The organism is Clostridium sp. DSM 17811, assembly GCF_018861905.1.
GTDB lineage: Bacteria > Bacillota > Clostridia > Clostridiales > Clostridiaceae > Clostridium_AD > Clostridium_AD frigoriphilum.
Genome location: NZ_JAHLDU010000004.1, coordinates 149,679 through 169,658, shown reverse-complemented (window position 1 = coordinate 169,658; position 19,980 = coordinate 149,679). Strand labels below are relative to the sequence as shown.

23 protein-coding genes are annotated in these 19,980 nt (G+C 29.4%); 9 read left to right on the top strand and 14 right to left on the bottom strand.

Annotated features, from left to right (window positions below; genetic code table 11):
* Positions 1–17 precede the first annotated feature (17 nt).
* The 5 genes from KPL44_RS07675 to KPL44_RS07655 all read left to right on the top strand — a co-directional run bounded on the left by KPL44_RS07675 (position 18) and on the right by KPL44_RS07655 (position 3,441).
* Complete coding sequence (locus KPL44_RS07675; RefSeq protein WP_216248418.1) at positions 18–233, top strand: hypothetical protein; 216 nt, start codon at positions 18–20, stop codon at positions 231–233.
* A 46-nt stretch (positions 234–279) separates the two neighbouring features.
* The gene (locus tag KPL44_RS07670; protein ID WP_216248417.1) at positions 280–1,380 is read left to right on the top strand and encodes a GerAB/ArcD/ProY family transporter; all 1,101 of its coding nucleotides are present in this window, start codon (positions 280–282) and stop codon (positions 1,378–1,380) included.
* A 98-nt stretch (positions 1,381–1,478) separates the two neighbouring features.
* Positions 1,479–1,802, top strand: coding sequence for a rhodanese-like domain-containing protein (locus KPL44_RS07665; protein WP_216248416.1), 324 nt, complete (start codon positions 1,479–1,481; stop codon positions 1,800–1,802).
* 33 nt (positions 1,803–1,835) lie between these two features.
* Positions 1,836–2,228 (top strand): large-conductance mechanosensitive channel protein MscL, encoded by a 393-nt coding sequence (mscL, locus tag KPL44_RS07660; RefSeq protein WP_216248415.1) that lies wholly within the window; start codon positions 1,836–1,838, stop codon positions 2,226–2,228.
* A gap of 118 nt (positions 2,229–2,346) precedes the next feature.
* On the top strand, positions 2,347–3,441 hold the full coding sequence (locus tag KPL44_RS07655) for a DUF3810 domain-containing protein (protein WP_216248414.1): 1,095 nt from the start codon (positions 2,347–2,349) through the stop codon (positions 3,439–3,441).
* Between the two features lie 99 nt (positions 3,442–3,540).
* On the opposite strand, the gene KPL44_RS07650 is transcribed toward KPL44_RS07655, so the two are convergent.
* Entirely contained in the window at positions 3,541–4,644 is a 1,104-nt protein-coding gene (locus tag KPL44_RS07650; RefSeq protein WP_216248413.1) for a C40 family peptidase, read from the bottom strand.
* Between the two features lie 206 nt (positions 4,645–4,850).
* Positions 4,851–5,969: a serine/threonine-protein kinase gene (locus KPL44_RS07645; protein WP_216248412.1), complete on the bottom strand. Its 1,119-nt coding sequence runs from the start codon at positions 5,967–5,969 to the stop codon at positions 4,851–4,853.
* Positions 5,970–6,194: 225 nt separating this feature from the next.
* On the opposite strand from KPL44_RS07645, the gene KPL44_RS07640 reads away from it, so the two are divergent.
* Both KPL44_RS07640 and KPL44_RS07635 read left to right on the top strand, forming a co-directional pair.
* Positions 6,195–6,638, top strand: a complete 444-nt coding sequence (locus KPL44_RS07640; protein WP_216248411.1) for a cell wall hydrolase — start codon at positions 6,195–6,197, stop codon at positions 6,636–6,638.
* 57 nt (positions 6,639–6,695) lie between these two features.
* The gene (locus tag KPL44_RS07635; RefSeq protein WP_216248409.1) at positions 6,696–7,130 is read left to right on the top strand and encodes a hypothetical protein; all 435 of its coding nucleotides are present in this window, start codon (positions 6,696–6,698) and stop codon (positions 7,128–7,130) included.
* Positions 7,131–7,281: 151 nt separating this feature from the next.
* On the opposite strand, the gene KPL44_RS07630 is transcribed toward KPL44_RS07635, so the two are convergent.
* The 8 genes from KPL44_RS07630 to ymfI form a co-directional block, all read right to left on the bottom strand.
* On the bottom strand, positions 7,282–7,965 hold the full coding sequence (locus KPL44_RS07630) for a peptidylprolyl isomerase (RefSeq protein WP_216248610.1): 684 nt from the start codon (positions 7,963–7,965) through the stop codon (positions 7,282–7,284).
* A 71-nt stretch (positions 7,966–8,036) separates the two neighbouring features.
* A complete protein-coding gene (locus KPL44_RS07625; RefSeq protein WP_253201663.1) occupies positions 8,037–8,867 on the bottom strand; it encodes a type I phosphomannose isomerase catalytic subunit in 831 nt (276 codons plus the stop codon).
* A gap of 37 nt (positions 8,868–8,904) precedes the next feature.
* The gene (locus tag KPL44_RS07620) at positions 8,905–9,399 is read right to left on the bottom strand and encodes a hypothetical protein (RefSeq protein ID WP_216248407.1); all 495 of its coding nucleotides are present in this window, start codon (positions 9,397–9,399) and stop codon (positions 8,905–8,907) included.
* Between the two features lie 173 nt (positions 9,400–9,572).
* Entirely contained in the window at positions 9,573–10,979 is a 1,407-nt protein-coding gene (gene cysS / locus KPL44_RS07615; RefSeq protein WP_216248405.1) for a cysteine--tRNA ligase, read from the bottom strand.
* Positions 10,980–11,303: 324 nt separating this feature from the next.
* The gene (locus KPL44_RS25725; protein WP_257786566.1) at positions 11,304–11,435 is read right to left on the bottom strand and encodes a hypothetical protein; all 132 of its coding nucleotides are present in this window, start codon (positions 11,433–11,435) and stop codon (positions 11,304–11,306) included.
* Between the two features lie 74 nt (positions 11,436–11,509).
* Complete coding sequence (locus KPL44_RS07610; RefSeq protein WP_216248402.1) at positions 11,510–12,346, bottom strand: phosphatase PAP2 family protein; 837 nt, start codon at positions 12,344–12,346, stop codon at positions 11,510–11,512.
* Positions 12,347–12,503: 157 nt separating this feature from the next.
* Positions 12,504–12,833 carry a hypothetical protein gene (locus KPL44_RS07605; protein ID WP_216248392.1) on the bottom strand — a complete coding sequence of 110 codons (330 nt, stop codon included), beginning with the start codon at positions 12,831–12,833 and terminating at the stop codon, positions 12,504–12,506.
* A gap of 164 nt (positions 12,834–12,997) precedes the next feature.
* Positions 12,998–13,738 carry an elongation factor P 5-aminopentanone reductase gene (gene ymfI, locus KPL44_RS07600; protein WP_216248388.1) on the bottom strand — a complete coding sequence of 247 codons (741 nt, stop codon included), beginning with the start codon at positions 13,736–13,738 and terminating at the stop codon, positions 12,998–13,000.
* Between the two features lie 256 nt (positions 13,739–13,994).
* On the opposite strand from ymfI, the gene KPL44_RS07595 reads away from it, so the two are divergent.
* A complete protein-coding gene (locus KPL44_RS07595; protein ID WP_216248386.1) occupies positions 13,995–14,486 on the top strand; it encodes a DUF6106 family protein in 492 nt (163 codons plus the stop codon).
* A gap of 61 nt (positions 14,487–14,547) precedes the next feature.
* Positions 14,548–15,186, top strand: a complete 639-nt coding sequence (locus KPL44_RS07590; protein ID WP_216248384.1) for a hypothetical protein — start codon at positions 14,548–14,550, stop codon at positions 15,184–15,186.
* A gap of 77 nt (positions 15,187–15,263) precedes the next feature.
* Here KPL44_RS07590 and KPL44_RS07585 read toward each other — a convergent pair whose 3' ends face one another.
* From KPL44_RS07585 to KPL44_RS07570, 4 genes are read right to left on the bottom strand one after another with little or no spacing between them, the layout of a single operon-like run.
* Positions 15,264–16,658, bottom strand: coding sequence for a DUF4340 domain-containing protein (locus tag KPL44_RS07585; protein WP_216248382.1), 1,395 nt, complete (start codon positions 16,656–16,658; stop codon positions 15,264–15,266).
* A complete protein-coding gene (locus KPL44_RS07580) occupies positions 16,655–18,067 on the bottom strand; it encodes a GldG family protein (protein WP_216248380.1) in 1,413 nt (470 codons plus the stop codon). Before KPL44_RS07580 ends, KPL44_RS07585 begins: the two co-directional genes overlap by 4 nt.
* A 13-nt stretch (positions 18,068–18,080) precedes the next feature.
* Positions 18,081–18,944 carry an ABC transporter permease gene (locus KPL44_RS07575; RefSeq protein ID WP_216248377.1) on the bottom strand — a complete coding sequence of 288 codons (864 nt, stop codon included), beginning with the start codon at positions 18,942–18,944 and terminating at the stop codon, positions 18,081–18,083.
* Positions 18,944–19,894: an ABC transporter ATP-binding protein gene (locus tag KPL44_RS07570; protein WP_216248375.1), complete on the bottom strand. Its 951-nt coding sequence runs from the start codon at positions 19,892–19,894 to the stop codon at positions 18,944–18,946. Before KPL44_RS07570 ends, KPL44_RS07575 begins: the two co-directional genes overlap by 1 nt.
* Positions 19,895–19,980 lie beyond the last annotated feature (86 nt).

Here is a 19,980-nt window from a genome sequence, read left to right as displayed (position 1 = left end):
TCAAAGGAGAATTCGGAATGTTTTTACTTGTAATAATTTTCTATCTCATAATAATATTTCTTGAAACTGTTCCACTATTAAAAGAAAAAAATAAGGGTAAAACAATCCTTTATTTTACTCTAATTATATTTTCAATGACAATCAGTATTCTACTCTCTTTAGGAGTTCAGCTACCAAGTCCATCTAATATTATAAAAAATATTGTAGTTTCAATATTTGGTAAAAGCAATTAATTTTTTTTACTATTTGCAATTACAATAAATGTTGTAGGAGGCTTAGATGAAAAATGAAAATATCTCTGAGAGACAAGGTATTATACTTATAACACTTTTCATAATTGGAAGTACCTTTTTAATAGGATCTGGAGGTGCTGCAAAACAAGATGCCTGGATCGCAGTAATTATTGCTATTTTATGTTCTATTATATTATTACTTATGTACTCTAGAATTTTATCTTTATACCCTGGAAAGGATTTATTTGATATTCTTCAAATTGTTATGGGGAAATTCACTGGGAAAATTATAAGTATATTAATGATATGGTTTGCTTTTCATCTTGGAGCCTTGGTTCTTAGAAACCTATCTGAGTTCACTAATATTTTAATATTCGCCGATACCCCAGTGGTAATGCCTATGATCTTTTTAACTATGCTAATTATATGGAGTTTAAAAGCTGGTATTGAAGTTTTAGGAAGATGGTCCGAGTTCTTCATCTGGATTGTGCTGATAATTTCTTTATTTTTAACTGTATTTTTAATACCCGAAATTAGTATAAATAGATTAAAACCAATATTAAACAATGGTATATCGCCTCTTCTAAAGGGTACTTTATCAAGTTTTTGTTTTCCCTTTGCTGAAACAGTAGTTTTTACAATGTTGTTTTCAAATGTATCTAACATTAAGAATTACAATAAAACATTTATAGTAGGTTTACTCATAGGTGGAGGAATTATATTTTTAGCAACAATTAGAAATATTTTAGTATTAGGTAGTGAAACCATAGCTAGACTATATTTTCCTACCACCATGTTAGTAAGTCTTATTCACCTAGGTTCTATACTTCAAAGGCTTGAAATTTTAGTAGTTATTGCATTTTTAATATGTGTTTTTGTTAAAGTAAGTATCTGTACTTTGGCAGTCTGCAATGGAATTTCAAAGGTTTTTGGCTTTAATGATTACAAATTTATTGCAACCCCTGTAGCTCTTTTGATGTTAAGCTTCTCTTTTATTCTATACAAAAGCACCATGGAAATGTCATTTTGGGCTTTCAATGTATACCCATATTATGCCTTTATCTTTGAAGTTATAATACCTTTGGTTATTTTTATTTTAGCAGAAATTAAAAATAGAAATTCAAAAACCACAAAAGTAATCAAATAATATTCTTTATTACATTCATATATTTATTACATTTTACTATCTATCTATCAGATGATATACTAATACTATAGATTTTTCATCAAAAGGAGGCATAAATTATGTTTGATTCAAATGTTAAAGATGTAAGTGCAAAAGAAGCTTATAATCTTATAAAAGACGACAAAGAATTTGTTATTTTAGATGTGCGAAGTAAAGAGGAATACGAGATTGGTCACATTCCAGGAGCAAAACTTGTTCCTGTTCAAGATCTTACGTCAATGATTGATGAACTTGATAAATATAAAGAAAAAAAAGTGCTTGTTTATTGTGAATCTGGCAGAAGAAGCCCAATAGCCGTAGATATTTTGGAAGACAATGGTTTCAAAAATATATATCATCTAAGTCGTGGGATAGCTTCTTGGAAATACGATATATCTAAATAGTTAAAACATACTTTGGAAGGGCGTGTTACATATATGTTCAAAGAATTTAAAGAATTCGCTCTTAAAGGAAATATTTTAGATTTGGCATTAGCTGTTGTTATCGGTGGTGCATTTTCTAAAATAGTTGCTTCTTTAGTTACTGACCTTATAACTCCTATACTTGGTATAATAATAGGTGGAATTAATGTTTCTAGTTTAAAATATAATATACCCTCATCCATATCCGGTGGAGTACCTGTATCAATTAATTATGGATTATTTATTCAATCTGTAATAAACTTTTTAATAATTGCATTTTCACTTTTTATCTTTATAAAAGTTATACAATCTGTTCAAAAGAAAAAGACAGAAAAAATAATTGTGAAAGGTCCCTCCAATGAAGAAATATTATTAAGTGAAATCAGAGACTTATTGAAGCAAAAATAATGATATAAAAAGCTTCGGGTAAAATTTATGCTTGGAGCTTTTTATACGACTTATTCTAGTTTTAAATCAATCTATATAATTACAATATATACATATAATGTATGAAAGGGAGTTTTTTATGAAATTTTCTTTATCTAGGAAACAATTGTTTTTAATTTTACTATTACCAATAGGTATTTCACTCACTCAATTGTGTAGAGTGTTTCCAAATTTTACAGAAAGATTTTATTCCTTATTTATTTATAAAATAGTTGTTACCACTATAAGTTCAATTACAGGCTTTTTTCCCTTTTCTATTGCCGAATGTATAATTATATCTTTTTCAATGTTTGTATTATGGTATATTTCTAAAACAATTTTTAGTTTATTAAGACACAAAACTAAAAGAACAAGGATTCTAAAAAATTTGTTATTAAATACACTTGCTGCATCAGGACTAATATATTTTTCATTTCAACTTTTGTGGGGTTTTAACTATCAAAGGCTTCCACTAGACAAAATACTCAAATTAGATGTTCATAATTCAACCACAAATGAACTTGCACATCTATGTGCAGACCTTATAACTAGTTCAAATACTTTAAGGGATAAAATTAGTCAAAATAAAAATGGTGTAATGGAACTTCCCTATAACAAAAAAGTCATTTTAGAAACTGCTCACCTAGGGTATGATAAAGCCTCATTACAATACGTAATATTAAAAGGTACTTATGGAGCACCTAAGGGCATATTACTCTCATATCCAATGTGTTATACGGGGATTACAGGTTTTTATTTTCCCTTTACAAGTGAAACAAATATCAATATGGCAGAACCTGATTCATATCTACCTTTTACGACATCCCATGAGATGGCTCATCAAATAGGCTTTGCAAAGGAAGATGAAGCAAACTTTATTGCTTATATAGCCTGCATAAATAATCCTGATATAAATTTTAAATATTCTGGTACCCTTGCAGCATTAACATATTCACTTAGTTCATTAAGACAATATGATCCTCAAAAATATAAGGAACTGTTTTCATTTTGTAGTAAAGGTGTGCTTAATGATATGATATATAATGAAAACTTTTGGAAAAATTATTCTGGTCGTATTGAAAAAATAAGTGAAAAAATCAATGATACTTATCTTAAATCTGCAAGTCAAAAATCCGGCCTAAAAAGCTATAGTGCGATGGTGGATCTGCTTCTTGCTAATTCCAGAAAAAAATAATCCCTTTAACACATTGTTTAAAATGAAGCACGGTGTTAAAGAAATTATTTTTATACGAATAAGTTTATTTATTCATTTTTGTTATTATTGTACGATATATTATTTAAATCTTCTCGCTGACATATAATCGCTTCTTGTCATCTGTGATATTTTTACTACTTCTCCCGTTTGAGGTGCATGTATATATGAACCATTTCCCACATAAATACCAACGTGATGAGGACTTCCTGTTCCAAAAAATACCAAATCTCCTGCTTGTAAATTCCCTCTAGACACATATTTACCTTGATCTATCTGGTCATATGTAGTCCTACCCATATCTATTCCAAAATGAGCATATACATATTTAGTAAAGCCTGAACAATCAAATGTATTCGGGCCATTAGCACCCCATGCATATGGTGTTCCTAAAAATGTCTTAGCATATTCTATTATTGCATTTGAACTAGTTGATGATGATTGTTGTGCACTTTCTCGCGTGCTAGGTTGAGCTTCAACTACATCTCTTACCATATTACCTCTTGATGGAGTAATTTGTTTAACACTCTGCGTATTCATAACAACATCATATTTAGATGTTTGTGATATTTCATCCTTATGTAATTCCTGCTGTTTTTTAGATTCAACAATTAATTTACTTTGTACTTTTTTCTCTGCACTAAGCTTGTCCAATTTATTTTCATTGCTTACCTTTAATGCTAGAACTTTTACCTTATTAGCATTTAATGATTTTTGGGTAAGCTCAATAGCTTCTTTTTTGTCATTTAATCCTTTTATAATTTTTTTATCATATTCTACAATATTTTTTATATTTTCCACTCTTGAAATAAGATCCCCTACTCCGTTTGAGTCTAGTAATATTTCCACGTAACTACCTGCACCATTCATATACATGGCTCTCATTCGCTCATTAAATAGGACTTGTTCACCTTTTATATTACTTTGTGCAACTAAAATATCTTTTGTATTTTGATCTATTTTCTTTTGAGTACTAATGATATCATATTTTGCTTTGTCAATTCCAGAGTAGATATTTTCAATATTAAAATCTAGCGTCTCAATGGATAACTCTAATTTTTCTAAATTCTTCTGTGCTAAACTGTATGAATCCTGTTGCTGTGATAATGGCGCAGCTATTGTTGACATACTTACAGACATAGTTAACCCAATTGATATAAGTAATGGTAATATTTTTCTTCTCATCATTATTCCCCCACATTAATTGTTTTAAAATCATAAATTCTCATTTTATTTCATTAATGATATTATTATAGCATTATATTATAAGAACTCCTAATAACAAATTACGCTACCGTAACCGTTATCAGAGATTAATATAAATTAACTCCCATAATCTCCTATTAATTTGATTTAACGACATTTCAGAATGATGGTACATTCTTTTTAACTCATTGCGTTATTGAAATAGATATTTCTTTTATCGGAACTATCATAATTCTCCTTGTCGGTTTATTTATAAATTCCTTTATAGAATTTTGTTCTATGCTTGATGATCCCACTATAGGACTCACTATTTCTTTTGCATCTGCAGTATTCGAAAATGTACTTTCTTTTTTGTTCCCATACAAAATATAAATACTTGCTATAATTACAAATGTAAAACAGAAAAAGACCCTAATAGACCTATCGTACATAGATTTATTTATAATTTTAATATTAACTTTTTTAGTAATTACACTTTTGCTGATATTAGAATCATTTAAGATTTCTAATTTTACTTTTTCATTCTTTGGTAATATATTTGAAATAGCTTCTTTTAAGTCTTCAACTACGGCATACCTCTCATTAATATCAATTTTTACACACTTTTGTATTATCTTTTTCAGCTTATTATTAATTTCTGGTCCATAATTCTCATCCAAAAGGGGCTCTATGCCTGTATACGGAGTCCTCCCTTTCATCATAAAGTATATTAACATTCCAATTCCATATATATCTGTTTGCATGCAACATTTCCCTGAGCCGTATTGCTCTGGAGCTGCATAACCATTAGATCCCGCACATATCCTATCTATATCTTGTGACATATCATTCTTATAAACTTTCGAAATACCAAAATCTATTAACACGACTTTTCCACTTTTCATTATCATTATATTAGATGGTTTTATATCTCTATATATGATGACTGGATTTTGATTATGTAAATAACCAATAATATCACATAAATCTGATACTATCCTGCAAATTTTTTCTATTTGTATTATACCATTTGCCTTAACATATTCCTTTAATGTTTGTCCATCTATGTAGTCCTGAACCATATATAAATTGTTATTTGTATAAAATGTATCAATTATTTTCCGAATACCTGGATGATTTAAATTTTTCAAAATATTAGCTTCTGTTAAAATATCTATATTTTTTTTATCTTGTATTACTTCTTTTATCGCCCAAAGATTTCCAAGTATTATGTTTTTGCATAAGTAAACAACACCCATTCCACCTTTTCCTAGGGTTCTAATTACCTCATATTTTTCATCTAATATATCTCCACTATTTAACATAATTCACCTCTTGTATATTTGATATTGCACTTTTACCACAAATTATTTTGTCTTAAAAATAAGATTACAAATACATTGCAATTGTACCAAACTTTCAATGAATTTACCATATGTTATAGATAATATTTCTAAAATTATGACAATATTTTTTTTCGTTTTTTAAGTACCATTATTAATATTATGAATATAATAATACTGTAAAACGAATTGAGGAGATGACTAAAGATGGCTTACAGTGCTAGAGAGTTATTGGCTCGAATAATAAAATGTGAGGCTGGTGGGGAGGGCGAAAATGGAATGAAAGCCGTTGCCTCTGTAATTATGAACAGAGTTAATGTAGCCGATGGTGAATATTTTAGAATAGGTCAAGGCGATTTAAGAAAAGTTATTTTTCAAACAGGCCAATTTGATTGTGCAACTTCTGTACTTGGCGGCATAGCTAATCCTCAAACAATTTGGTCAAGTCCACCAGAACAAATACATTATGATATTGCTGATTGGGCTTTAGCTGGGAATAGATTATATACAACTGGCGAGTCTTTATGGTATTTTAATCCATACCTACCCGGTTGCCCCTATGAATTCCCATTCAATGGTAGTGGCACCTTCCAAGTTTCAGTTCTTCAGCATTGCTTTTACAATCCAACAGCCCGCTATTTCACTACTTAAATAAAATCGAACTTACAATATTTCAAACACAATATAATTTCTTAAGGAGGATATTTTATGTTTATATCACCACCTAATAATTTCAATCAATCCCCAATGTGGAACACCGATTCATCGTCTTTAGAACCACCAATGACTCCTATGCCAAAATTCGGCATGAACGATGACTCAAGGCAAGGGCCTATGCCCGGAGCTTCTTCTACTAGCCCAGCTCCATCTACTACACAAGCTTTCGATCTTGGCCCTACATCACCCATAGTAAATAATCCACTTTATAATCAAGGCTGGTTGCAAGGTCAAATCGGTAAATATGTAAGAGTAGATTTTTTACTTGGAACTAATACTTTTCAAGATAGACAAGGCATTTTACAAGACGTTGGCATTAGTTTTATTGTCCTTAAAGAAAGTAGTACCAATAATTTAATAATGTGTGATATATATTCAATTAAGTTTGTAACGGTATTCGGTAATCAAAATCAAATTCCTAGGTAACATAAATCCTAAATATAATTTTATACAAGTATCCATAGTTATATGTTCTATGTTAAAGCTTAAATGCCCAAAACATTAAAAAATAAAAGTATATATTCCTATAAATTTATTTTATAGAAATATATACTTTTAATGTTTCAAATAGATTTAATTATTTTACCTTTTGCACAACACCATACTTAACTCCAAAAGTATCTACAGTAACTTTTTTCATCTTTTGATCTTTTTTCGGTTTATCGTTACTACCAGTATCTACAGAAACTATTTTATCTACTATTTCCATACCCTTTGTAACCTTACCAAATGAAGCATATTTACCATCTAGAGCAGTAGAATTATTATCAGAATCTGCAACCACTATAAAAAATTGTGAACCGGCCGAGTCTGCGTCAGTACTTCTGGCCATAGAGATAACTCCTCTTCCATGTTTTAATGTATTATTAAAATTATTTTCGCTAAACTCACCTTTTATTGCATAACCCGGTCCACCAGTGCCTGTTCCCTTTGGATCCCCCCCTTGTATCATAAACCCTGGTATTACTCTATGAAAAATTAATCCATTATAAAAACCACTATTAGCTAAAGAAACAAAATTTCTAACGGTATTCGGTGCAATTTCTGGATATAATTCTATTTTTATAGTTGAACCATCCTCCATTACAATAGTAACCAACGGATTTTTGTCCTTAGCTCCTTTTTCCGTAACAACCTTTGTTTGTGTTTTAACATCTTTAGAGGTTGTATCATCCTTTTTCTGCACTATATTACCACATCCACTAGCGAAAACAACAAAAATCAATGTAAATAATATCATGCTTTTTTTAAGTAATTTCATTCGTTTCATCTTTTAAACTCTCCTTTTAACAAATTAGGTAACATAACTTGTGTTTTTCTCTGTAAATTCTTTTACACACTTGATTTAAGTAATTCCATATTTCCTTTAAGTTTATATTCTGTCCCTTTTGATATATAAATTGTCTCTTCTTCTTTTAGATTCATTTTCTTTTTGTTAAATTCTATTACTCCCTCACCACTTATTACAGTATAGCTATGGAAACTTTCATTAACAGTATCAAAATAATTACTTTTAACAGTGATTTTTTCAACTTTAAAATAAGGGGTCTCGAGTTTTACAAAGCTTTCGATTCTTCCACCTTTATTTTTTCCTTCGTAATCTATAACATCTAGGGATTTTTCAATCTGGACCTCTCTACCACGTCCCCAGTCATGAAGCCTATAAGTAATATTACTGTTTTGCTGTACTTCAATAAGCTTTACACCAGACTCTATAGCATGCACTGTACCTGCTGGTATATAAATGAAATCCCCTCTTTTAATATAAATGCGCTCTAAATACTCTTCTAATTTATCTTCTTTTATAATTTGTCTTAACTTTTCTTTATTTAGGCCCTTCTTTATTCCCGATACTAAGGTTGCACCCTCTTTTGCTTCGAGTATATACCAACACTCTGTCTTTCCATTAGCGTTTTCAACTCTTTTAGCATAAACATCATCGGGATGTACTTGTACAGATAAAGTATCTTCCGCCTTTATAATTTTATTTAATATAGGGAAATCATTGCCACAACCTAAGATCTGAGATAATTCTTGTCCTTTATAAATCCCCTCTTTTATTGTCGATTTTCCATCTTCATGACAAGAAAGTACCCATTTCTCCCATCCCCATATTTTTTCGCTTAAATATGGCTCTAGTTTTAAAACCATTCCTTCTGACATTACAATTCCCCCATTCACTATTAATATATTATTATCATTAATTATTTTTTCCCAATTTAGTTATAATGCCCTTTGCCTCATCTCTTGTATTACTTGGTCCACAAATATTAAATTTACTATTGTATTTACTGTCTACATCATCTAATTTTATAAGTATTTCATTGAAATTCTTCGATGTATTAACTGTTCCATTTACCTCATATTGACCAGTTTTATCATTTTTAGTTTCTATAAAAGCACTATATTCTATAGTTTTAAAAACATTGTACTTTGCCCATATTCGCTTTAGTACAACCTGTTTTTTTATACCATCCACCTCTATACTTCCTGTAAATACATAATTAAGAGATAAGTTCTTTTTTAATTCACCATCAAGATTTATTTCTACTGCTTTATCGAGTTCACTATTCTCACCATACATATATCCACTATAGTTTCTATTAATGCTTACAGGTCTAAAATATATGACTGATATTAAAATTATACCAATAATTGCAATTACTATTGATGCTTTTAAATTTACTCTATCCATATCCATCACCTCTACTTAATAATATTTCTCTATACTTTTAACTACACATAATATTATAATCTAAATTATCTTATAGTGCATTATAAAAATCTAAAGTAAATAGAAAGGTTAAACAATTATTAACTGTTTAACCTTCACACTGCATGCAAACATAAAATGTCACTTTTTTATTTTTATTTAACTTTCCAAGTTGTCCCTTCTTTAGAATCAAGAAGTTCAATATTCATAGCTATAAACTCATCTCTTATCTCGTCTGCCCTTGCCCAATTTTTACTTGCCCTTGCAGCATTTCTTTCAACAATAAGATTATTTATAAGTTCTTCATCTATATCTGTAGTTTCTTTTTCAATTATCATAAGATTAAGTGAGAATACCTTATCAAAATCTTCTATAAGAATAGATTTTTCCTTATTATTAAGTTCAATATCTTTTAGAACATCAAAAAGTACAGTAAATGCATTTGCTATATTTAGATCATCACTGATAAATAATGAAAATTTTTCTTTGTATAATAAAATTTTCTCATCTCTTACTATATCATTTGTATTTATAGCACTTAAAACAAGAGCAATTCTTTCTTTAAGTTTTTTATAGCCATTCCTAGCATCGTTTAAACTCTCAAAACTGAACACTAGCTGTTTTCTATATTTAGATTGAAGACAGAAATATCTATAATCAAGAGGACTATATCCTTCTTCTTCAAGACTAGATATTGTTAAAAAGTTTCCACTAGACTTTGACATCTTTCCACTGTCAAGGACTAGGAACTCTCCATGCATCCAGTATTTCACCCATTTATGTCCAAGTACTCCTTCTGATTGAGCTACTTCATTAGTATGATGTATAGCAATATGATCAATTCCTCCACAATGGATGTCTAAATATTCACCAATATATTTAACAGACATAGTAGAACACTCTAAATGCCATCCTGGAAATCCTTTGCCCCATGGCGACTCCCACTGCATAATTTGATTTGAAAACTTAGAATTTGTAAACCATAATACAAAATCAAGTGGATTTTTTTTATTAGGATCTACTTCTATTCTACTACCAGCTTCAAGTTCATCCAAACTAAGATGTGCAAGTTTTGCATAATCCGGAAATTTATCAATTTCAAAATATACATTTCCGTTCGAAACATATGTGTATCCTTTTTCTTCAAGTTTTTTTATAAATTCTATCATATCCTGAATATGCTCTGTAGCTCTACATACAATAGTTGGTCTTTTTATGTTGAGTTTTTTACAATCTTCAAAAAAAGCATCTTCATAAAACTTAGCAATTTCCCATACGGTTTTATGTTCACGCTTTGCTCCTAAAGCCATTTTATCTTGACCTTCATCCCCATCTGATTGTAGATGCCCAACGTCAGTAATATTCATTACATGCTTAACTTTAAACTTTGAATACTCCAATGCTTTTTTTAGCACATCTTCAAAAATATATGTTCTCAAATTACCTATATGTGCATAGTTGTAAACTGTAGGACCACAAGTGTACATTCCAACCTTTCCTTCTACATAAGGTATAAACTCTTCTTTACTTCTAGTCATGGTATTATATACATTAAAACTCAATTCATTCACTCCTTCTTAAATAATACAATAATATCTAAGGCTTTGCAGAAACCATTACTAAAATAATCTTTGCATTTTAAAATATAAAAAACTACAGACATGCTGCAGCTCTAGACTTCACAGTATAAACGTAATATTAAATACTTACTACTAAAATAGTCATATATAAATTCTAACATAGTATTAAGATAATGCAATAAATAATCTCTTATTTATTAGAAAACCACAAATTTTTTATATGCAAATAACTTACCTTTTGTTCTATATTTTTCTTCAATATAAGAAAAGAAGCACATAAACAAATGTTTATATGCTCTAATACTTTTATTTTCTATCAGCAGATTGTTTTTTATTTGTAGCATTTTGATTTTTCGCAGTTTCGCGAGTTATAGGGGTATTATAATTACTCTTTACTAATCTAGAAAACTTATTATCTGGTTGACTATCTTTAGGCATAAAAACATCTCCCTTTTTTGTATTGCTATTAATAGGTTTTACTATTTTCAAAAAAATATTCTAATTAGTTAAATCTACCTAACAAATTTTTTAAAAATGCACGGTGCTCCCACGGTGATCCACAATCCAATTACAACATATCTAAAAAAGTCAGAAAGTATATTAAGTGGAAGAATTACCTTTAACATGCCTTTTAAGGTCACGAGAATTGCTAATCCAAATACCAACTTCATTAATTGCTTTAATATACTACTTCGAACTTCGTACAACACATATCGAGACTCTAATATATATCCAATAAAAAATCCTAATACCGTTCCTGCTATTGTATAATATGTTTTTTCTCTAAAGAATATCATTCCAAAAAGTGTAGGTACAATAATTATCATTAATACCCATGCTTTTTGGGTTTCTTCTGCATAGTCAAAAATATAATTAGAAATAATAACACATATAATTCCAATTACTATTCCGCCAATTACATCTCTTGGATAATGAAGTCCAAGATAAAGCCTTGAAATACTCACCAAAATGATTGCTAAAATTCCAACTATATAAATCCACTTTCTTTTCACTTTAATAATACAAGAAATCCAAAATGTCGTAGCCCCCTGTGTATGACCACTTGGAAAAGATTGTCCTGTAGCTGTTTCTATTCTAAGCGACCTTATTCCAGGCACTCCTATTGGCCTAGCTGCATTAATCATATCCTTTAAAATAATGTTTGTTATTGTACTTGTAAGTAATGCAAAACCTAACTTATACCCAAATTTTTTATTTACACACCAAAATATTATTGCAGCTGCAATAATATAAAAGGATTCCTCCCCAGTCATTGTAACTAGTTGAAAAAATGTGTCCCAAAAGGGAGATATAATATATTGTATATGTTTTATAATTTCTACCTGCATAGTGCCCTCCTTATATACGTCATAAAGTTAATACATTCTTGCTTCATAATCGTTTTATTAAATTCTTTATATTATAAAAAAATAAAAGACCAATCTTATATCATAGATTGGTCCTTTAACTATAGTTATAGACTTAATTTTTTTCATTATATGTTCATTATATTACCTTTTCATAATCTACATCAATAATAACACTATCATCATAATTAATATCATTAGTACCACTTATATCTTTGTCACTACTAAAGTCATTAGATTTTGTCGTAGCGTCTTTTTTTGTACTTGATTTGTAGATAAACTTCTTAACACTTTTTACTAATTTTAAACTATACCATACAATAACTCCAAAAACTACAATTACAAATAAGGCTCTAATAACAAAGATAGCTATATAAGGTATTGTTATTGCTAATACAATAAAAGCACCTATTGTTAAAGCTGATTTGAATAACTTTGAAATTACATTTTTACCCCTTGTATATTCCATAATAATATTAGCCTTCTTTCATTTCATACGATTTAATCAATAAATGATAATATAATTATAACATATAAACAGATTCAAATATTAATTATTCCTTAAGAAAAAATGAATAATCCATTAAATAATTTAATAAATAAAATAAATCTGTTAAATTTATTTTAGATCAACTATAAGAATCCTCCATCTATAGTTATTACTTGTCCTGTAATATATTTTGAGTTTTCACTGGCTAAAAACGTTACAAGCATAGCAACATCTGAAATTTCTCCAAATTTCATCATAGGTATTTCATTTATTAAATTTGCACGTTCGTCTTTGTTTAGCCACTTATTCATTTCTGTATCTATAACTCCTGGTGCAATAGCGTTTACTCTAATATTTGAAGGAGCAAGTTCCTTAGCTAATGATTTTGTAAAAGCATTAACTGCTCCTTTAGATGCAGAGTAAATCACCTCGCAAGAAGCCCCAACCTCTCCCCACATTGAAGATATATTAATTATGCTACCGCTCTTTTGTTTTATCATTTCTTTTACGGCATTATGAGAACAATTAATAGTACCCTTTAAATTTACATCTAAAATATTATTCCATTCATTAGGCTCCTGATCCATAAATAACCCGACCTTCGATATTCCTGCATTATTTATTAAAATATCTATTTTTCCTAATTTTTCAACAGTAGTTTCCACCATCTGCTTTGCAAACTCATAATTACTTACATCACCTTTAATCATTAAAACATAAGCCCCTAGCTCTCTAATTTCCTTATAAGTTTTTTCAGCTTCTTCATCATTACTTTTATAATTTATTACAAGACAACATCCGTTTTTTGCAAGTTCCATAGCAATTCCTTTGCCTATTCCTCTAGATGCTCCTGTAACTATTGCAACTTTTCCTTTTAAGCTCATAATATCGCCCCTAACTTAGACTATTTTATATTTTTCACACTTTGTATAAGAATCTCATAATAATATTTTTAACTCATATATCTTTATTATCATATTATTAAATATATTTTGCAACTATAAATTATATAATTTAGTCATAATAACCTTTTATAATATATGGATTATGTTATAATTATAGGTGAATTATTAAATAAAATACAATTTGTAATGCTTTTCTTAACTAATAAATCACATTATAATTAAAGGGGACAAAAAAATGGATAACTTTTATGAGCAACTTCTAACAACATCTAAAACAACTACTTACAAACTAGTAAGTAAAGCAACCTATGTACTTGGATTAATTGGACTATTTCTTACTAGTGTAAATATGATTTTTGCTATATTATTAATTGCTTTGGCTGTAGCATGTTATTTTTACAAATCAAAATTATATGTAGAATATGAATATCAATTTACAAATGGTGAAATTGATATAGAAAAGATATTAGAAATGAAAAAAAGAAAAAAAGTAACTACTTTTAATATAAAAGAGGTAGACCTTTTAGCTCTTAATGATAGTGATTTTGTAAAAGATTATTCGAACAAGCCTACTTCTATAGTAAAATGTTATCCAACAACCGCAAAAGGACCAATATATGTTGCAATGATTACAGAAGGAAACGATAAAATGCAATTGATGTTTATGCCTGATGAAAAATTTATTAATCATTGTTTTAAATATAATCCAAGGGCAGTAAAAAAGTAACATAATAAATTTATAAATATTTTATGTTGATACTGAAATTCGAATAAAAGGGATGAAGACTATGGTTGATTTAAAAGGGATGAACAAACATAAAAGAGCTGAATATATCTGGGATTATTACAAATTGCATATTATTGGTACTTTAGCTGCCATATGTATAATAATTTCTATTATACATAGCCAAATAACAAAACCGGATTATGTATTTAATCTAACTATGATTTCAAACATTTCAGATACGAATAAGATAACTAATTTAGAATCCTTACTTACAAAAGTTGTTGTCAAAGATGGAAGTACTAGAAAAAAAGCTAGAGTAAGCACTATGCCAATTGATACTTCAAAAAATGCAAACCTTCAAACAACAAGCCAGTATATGCAAAAACTTACTGCTGAGGTATCTGTTGGAGAACTCGATGTTATCATTTTAGATAAAATCATGTTTGAATCCTTCGTAAAACAAGATATGTTTTTGAGATTAGATAATATAAGTGAACTCAATTTGGATTCTCTAAAAGGTGAAAAAATTCACGCTACCGGAAGTGATAAAAAGAACGGTGTTTATGCTATAGATGCCAAAGATATTGTGTTATTTAAAAAATTGGGATTTGATACAAAAAATAAGGTGATTGGAATTGTCGGATCAACTAAACAAAAATACAATTCAATTTTAATCCTTAAATATTTGCTAAATAAATAAATTAAAAAGGCTGCTAAACAAGGAAACGATATTTCACTTGTTTAGCAGCCTTTTTCTTATACTACCTTTTCACCATCTTATTTTAAACTTTCCAAACTAGTTATCATTTTATTTACTTTATCTTTTGTTATTACAAAATCAGATTTTCCATTCCTAAATACTGCATAAAACTGATCATTATAAGGTACGAAATCAATGATTTCCTGCTTTTTAGTTCCATTATTAAGACTATATGTAATGCTAATCACTGGTTTATCTTCTAGTTTTTTATCATTTTCAGCATCTACGGTAAGCCCTATTATTTCTTGATATTCAGTCTTAAATTTATTAATTTCTATCTTCTTACCATTTACCTTAGAATTTGTAGTTACAACATCTGGATCTCCAGATGTTTCAGCTTTAGCCGTAGTTCTAGAAACTAAGACTGTATCCGTTTTTCCTTTTCCCTCTACAACTATCTTATTTACATAATCTAAATTTACAATGTACACAAATTTACTTATCACATCAAAAGGTTTAAACTTAAAGAGATCAATTACGGTCTTATCCATTGTATATATGGTGTCACCTTTACCTTCTTTAAAATATACACTACTACCATCCTTGTTTTTACCTATAAAAAGTTGCAATACACTTTTACTATCCTTTAATGTAAGTTCAAGAGATGGTTTATCTAATCCATACTTGCTTAAATCTTTCGGATTATCATCAGCTATATCACCAGCTTTAAGACTTGCGATAGCGGCTATTACGGGAGAAATTTTCTCAACCTCTAAATTTACTGGTGAATTATACGCATCCGTAAGCATCCAAGTATTTATATTGTATTTAGCTTCATCTTTGCTTTGATTTGCATTCTTTATTATCACAACTGGTAAGCTTCCAGCTTTAACAATTTTCATGTATGAAAGCGAAGTCGCATCTATAGCGGTAATAGTATTATCTCTGTATGCTGACTGCTTTAAAGTAAGACCATCTACAATACTGGCCGCTATAAAATATACTTTTTGGGTTCCTTTCTCATTTACATAATAGCTAGTTCCGTCTGAAGTTTTATCTCCAACGCATAGTGTTTTATTCAAATCTTTCCCAACTATCACTATATTTATAGTTGGTTTATCAAGTCCATACTTACCCATATCGTTAGCATTTTTTTCCACAAGTGTTCCTGATAAATTTATTACTGAATCTGTAATACTATCAATAGTAGTTTGTTTGATCTTGTGATTATAATTTTCAATAACCCATTCTTTAGATTTTTTAACAAATGTATTCCCCGCACCGCTATCTTTAATAATTACCTGGGAAACTTTAGTGTTATCAATCTTCCAAACTTCAACGCTGCTTGTACTTACATTTGTAGAACTTGTATCTTTCTTATCTATTTTGGGATTACTTGAAACATAAAAATATGCTCCGCCTAATAAGAGTATAATAAGAGCGAGTATTATAATACTCTTAGATTTCTTCATAAATGTCTCCTCCTAATCCATACTACAACCCCCATGATAAGAACTATAGCAGGAATTACTATTATAACCAAAGCAGAAAATCCAAGTGTTTGTGCCTTAGTCATTTCTAAGGTTTGAGTTGTTAAATCCTTTGGCGTAATAGAAATATTTTCTTGACGGTCCTGTACCCAATTCATACTATTCATGAAAAGGTCTAGATTACCACCAGCTGCAACATTAATAAAACCTGAAGATGAAAAAACAACAATTTTAGCCACACTTGATTCTTGGGTATCAGTTATTGCAACTGCTACATCGAAAGGACCGTCTGTGTCCCCAGATGCCTTTTGTGTTGTTGTGCTATTTATATCTTTCTTTCCAAAAGACTCGCCTGAAGTCGTAAGTAGCGGCTCAACTTTTAAAGAAGCCTTCTTAACTTTTAGTTGGTCAATTGGTTGTGCCACTGGAAAAAGAATAGGTAGATTTGCAGAAACCATAGGGTCGATAATTGCATGACTATTCATTTTAGGAATAAGGTATGCAGGTTCCCTATAATATTTTTTTGAATCTCCTTCTACTATTAGAGAATGTTCAATTTGAATTCCAAAAGTACTCATGAGATTATCAAAATTCGGGAACTTGCCATTCTGAACATCCATTAAAAATATTCCATGACCACCCTTTGAAAAGAAATCTTTTAACTTAATTAATTCGTCCTTACTTATATCAACTGATGGAGAACTAACAAGAAGCATATCTCCAGCCTCTGGTTTCCAAACATTTGTTAATAAATTCAATTGTTTTACTATAAAGTTTTGATTGCTTAAATTACTGGAAGCTTCAGTAGATAATGCTTTTTCCTTATGCCCTTGTAAATTGTAAACAACTGAATTTTTATCGCCTGCAACGTACATTATAGCTCCCGTGATTTTTTGTTCCACTGCAAGAGATTTCACAGATGTCTCACCAGTAGTTTGATCCTCGGTGGTATTATATAACTCACTTTCCTTAATAGCTTTAAATTTACCAGAACTCTCAACAACTATACTCCCATTTGCAATCTCATTTTCAGTGCTACTATATTTTTTTGCAACTTGAGGGTTAGTAGTTGGATCTACATATTTTACAGTTATTTTCTTAGATTTACTAGGATATTTGTTTATTATTTCTGTCATTCCTTGATCATAACTACTCTGCTTTGAAAAGATAATAATATTAATATCACGGCTTAGCTTGTCCATGACTTTATAAGATTGATTTGATAATGAATATAATTTATTCTTTGTCATATCATATTTAAAATCCATTTTATCAATTACTAAGTTAGCAATCAGCAATATTACAAGTACCATAGATGTAATTAGTGTTGCATAACCACCATATCTAAACTTATTATTTTTAAATGTGTTTTTTATTTGTAACTTTTTCATATTCATCCACCCCTTAACTCCATCTTCTCTTGTCAACCATTCTTATAGTTAAAAATACAAATGCCACAATAAATGATAAGTAATACACCACAGAATTCAGACTTAATATGCCTTGCGAGAATAAATCATAACGTTTTATTAAAGAAAACCATTCGAAAACCTTTTGAATCATACCATCAAAAAGTTCCTTTTTTGCTAAATATATTCCTATAGTTATAATTATGCCTGCTAATGTTGTAGCTGACGCTGCATATATATTTTTAGTTGAAAAATAAACACCAAAAGCAAATATCCCCACCATAACCAGAACGAAAATTATGCTAGAAATTCTAGTGCTAGGAAGTGCCTGCTCTATACTGTCTATTAAAAATATAAAAAGTAATACTCCAAAAGATATTACTGCTGATGTAACTTGATTTTCTGTTAAACTTGATACAAATAAACCTATAGATATTAAAGTTGCTCCAAGCAAGAACATACCAATATATCCTGTAAATATTTCAGATGGTGAGACAGTTCCAAACATACTTAAAATTATTGGGTACAAAACCGTTATTAAAAGAGAAATAGTAAAAATAGCTACGGCTGCAAAATATTTACCCAATATAATATCTCTTATTTTTAATGGTGAAGTAAACAATAATTGATCTGTTTTAGTTTTAGTTTCTTCAGATATAATCTTCATAGTTAATATTGGAATAATAAACAAAAATATTGTAATTAGACTTTGAAGCGTACTATTATATGTTGGACTTGCTGCTAATAAATTATACATTGTAAAAAAGATTCCTGTTATTAATAGAAATGTTCCTATAAAAATATAACCAATAGCTGAAGTAAAATATGATCTAAGTTCTTTTAAAAATACAGCTAACATTACATACCTCCTACTTTCTTGTTTGTTGTAACATCCAAGAAGATTTCTTCAAGATTAATTTCCTGGCTCTTCATCATTAAGATAATAAACCCAGCTTGGCTAAGCGTAACAAATAATGTTTCTCTTATATCCAAATTATTTTTTGCCTCAACTAAAAGATCTACCGTACCAATCTCATTAACACCTTGCTCCTCAACTAATTTAACATCTTCCATTGCTTTTATATGTTTATATACATCCTCTTTTACCCCTTTAACCCTCAAAAGGACTTTGTTACTGTTATTTACTCCTTTTGATAATTCTTCTGGAGTTCCAGAAGCAACAATCTTGCCCTTATTTATTATAATAACCCTATGACAGATTGCACTAACTTCTGATAATATGTGTGAACTTAATATAATGGTGCATGTCTTTCCTATTTTTTGAATTAGATTTCTTATTTCTATAATCTGCTTTGGGTCTAGCCCTACCGTAGGTTCATCTAGAACAAGTACCTCGGGGTCTCCAACTAATGCTTGAGCTAGCCCTATTCTTTGTTTATAACCCTTAGAAAGATTTTTTATAAGCCTTCCTCTAACATCTAATATTTTGACAAGCGACATTATTTTTATCATACTTTGCTCAATAGAATCAGATTTAACCTTTTTTATTCTAAATACAAACTTAAGGTATTCCTCAACAGTCATATCCAAATATAATGGAGGTATTTCAGGAAGATATCCTATTTTTTTCTTTACAGCTTCAGGATGTTCAAGTATGTCAATACCATCAATTCTTACATTACCGTTTGTTGCGGATATATACCCTGTGAGAATATTCATGGCAGTTGATTTACCAGCACCATTTGGCCCTAGAAATCCCAGTATCTCTCCTTTTTCCACTGTAAGATTAAGAGCATCTAAAGCTACTTGATTTCCATAACATTTTGTTACATTTTCCATTTCTATCATTTTTTTCACCCCTATAATCATTTTTTCACATGTTTTTTTATAAATTATTCTATTATTCTCATAATATAACTTATTTATGTCAAAAT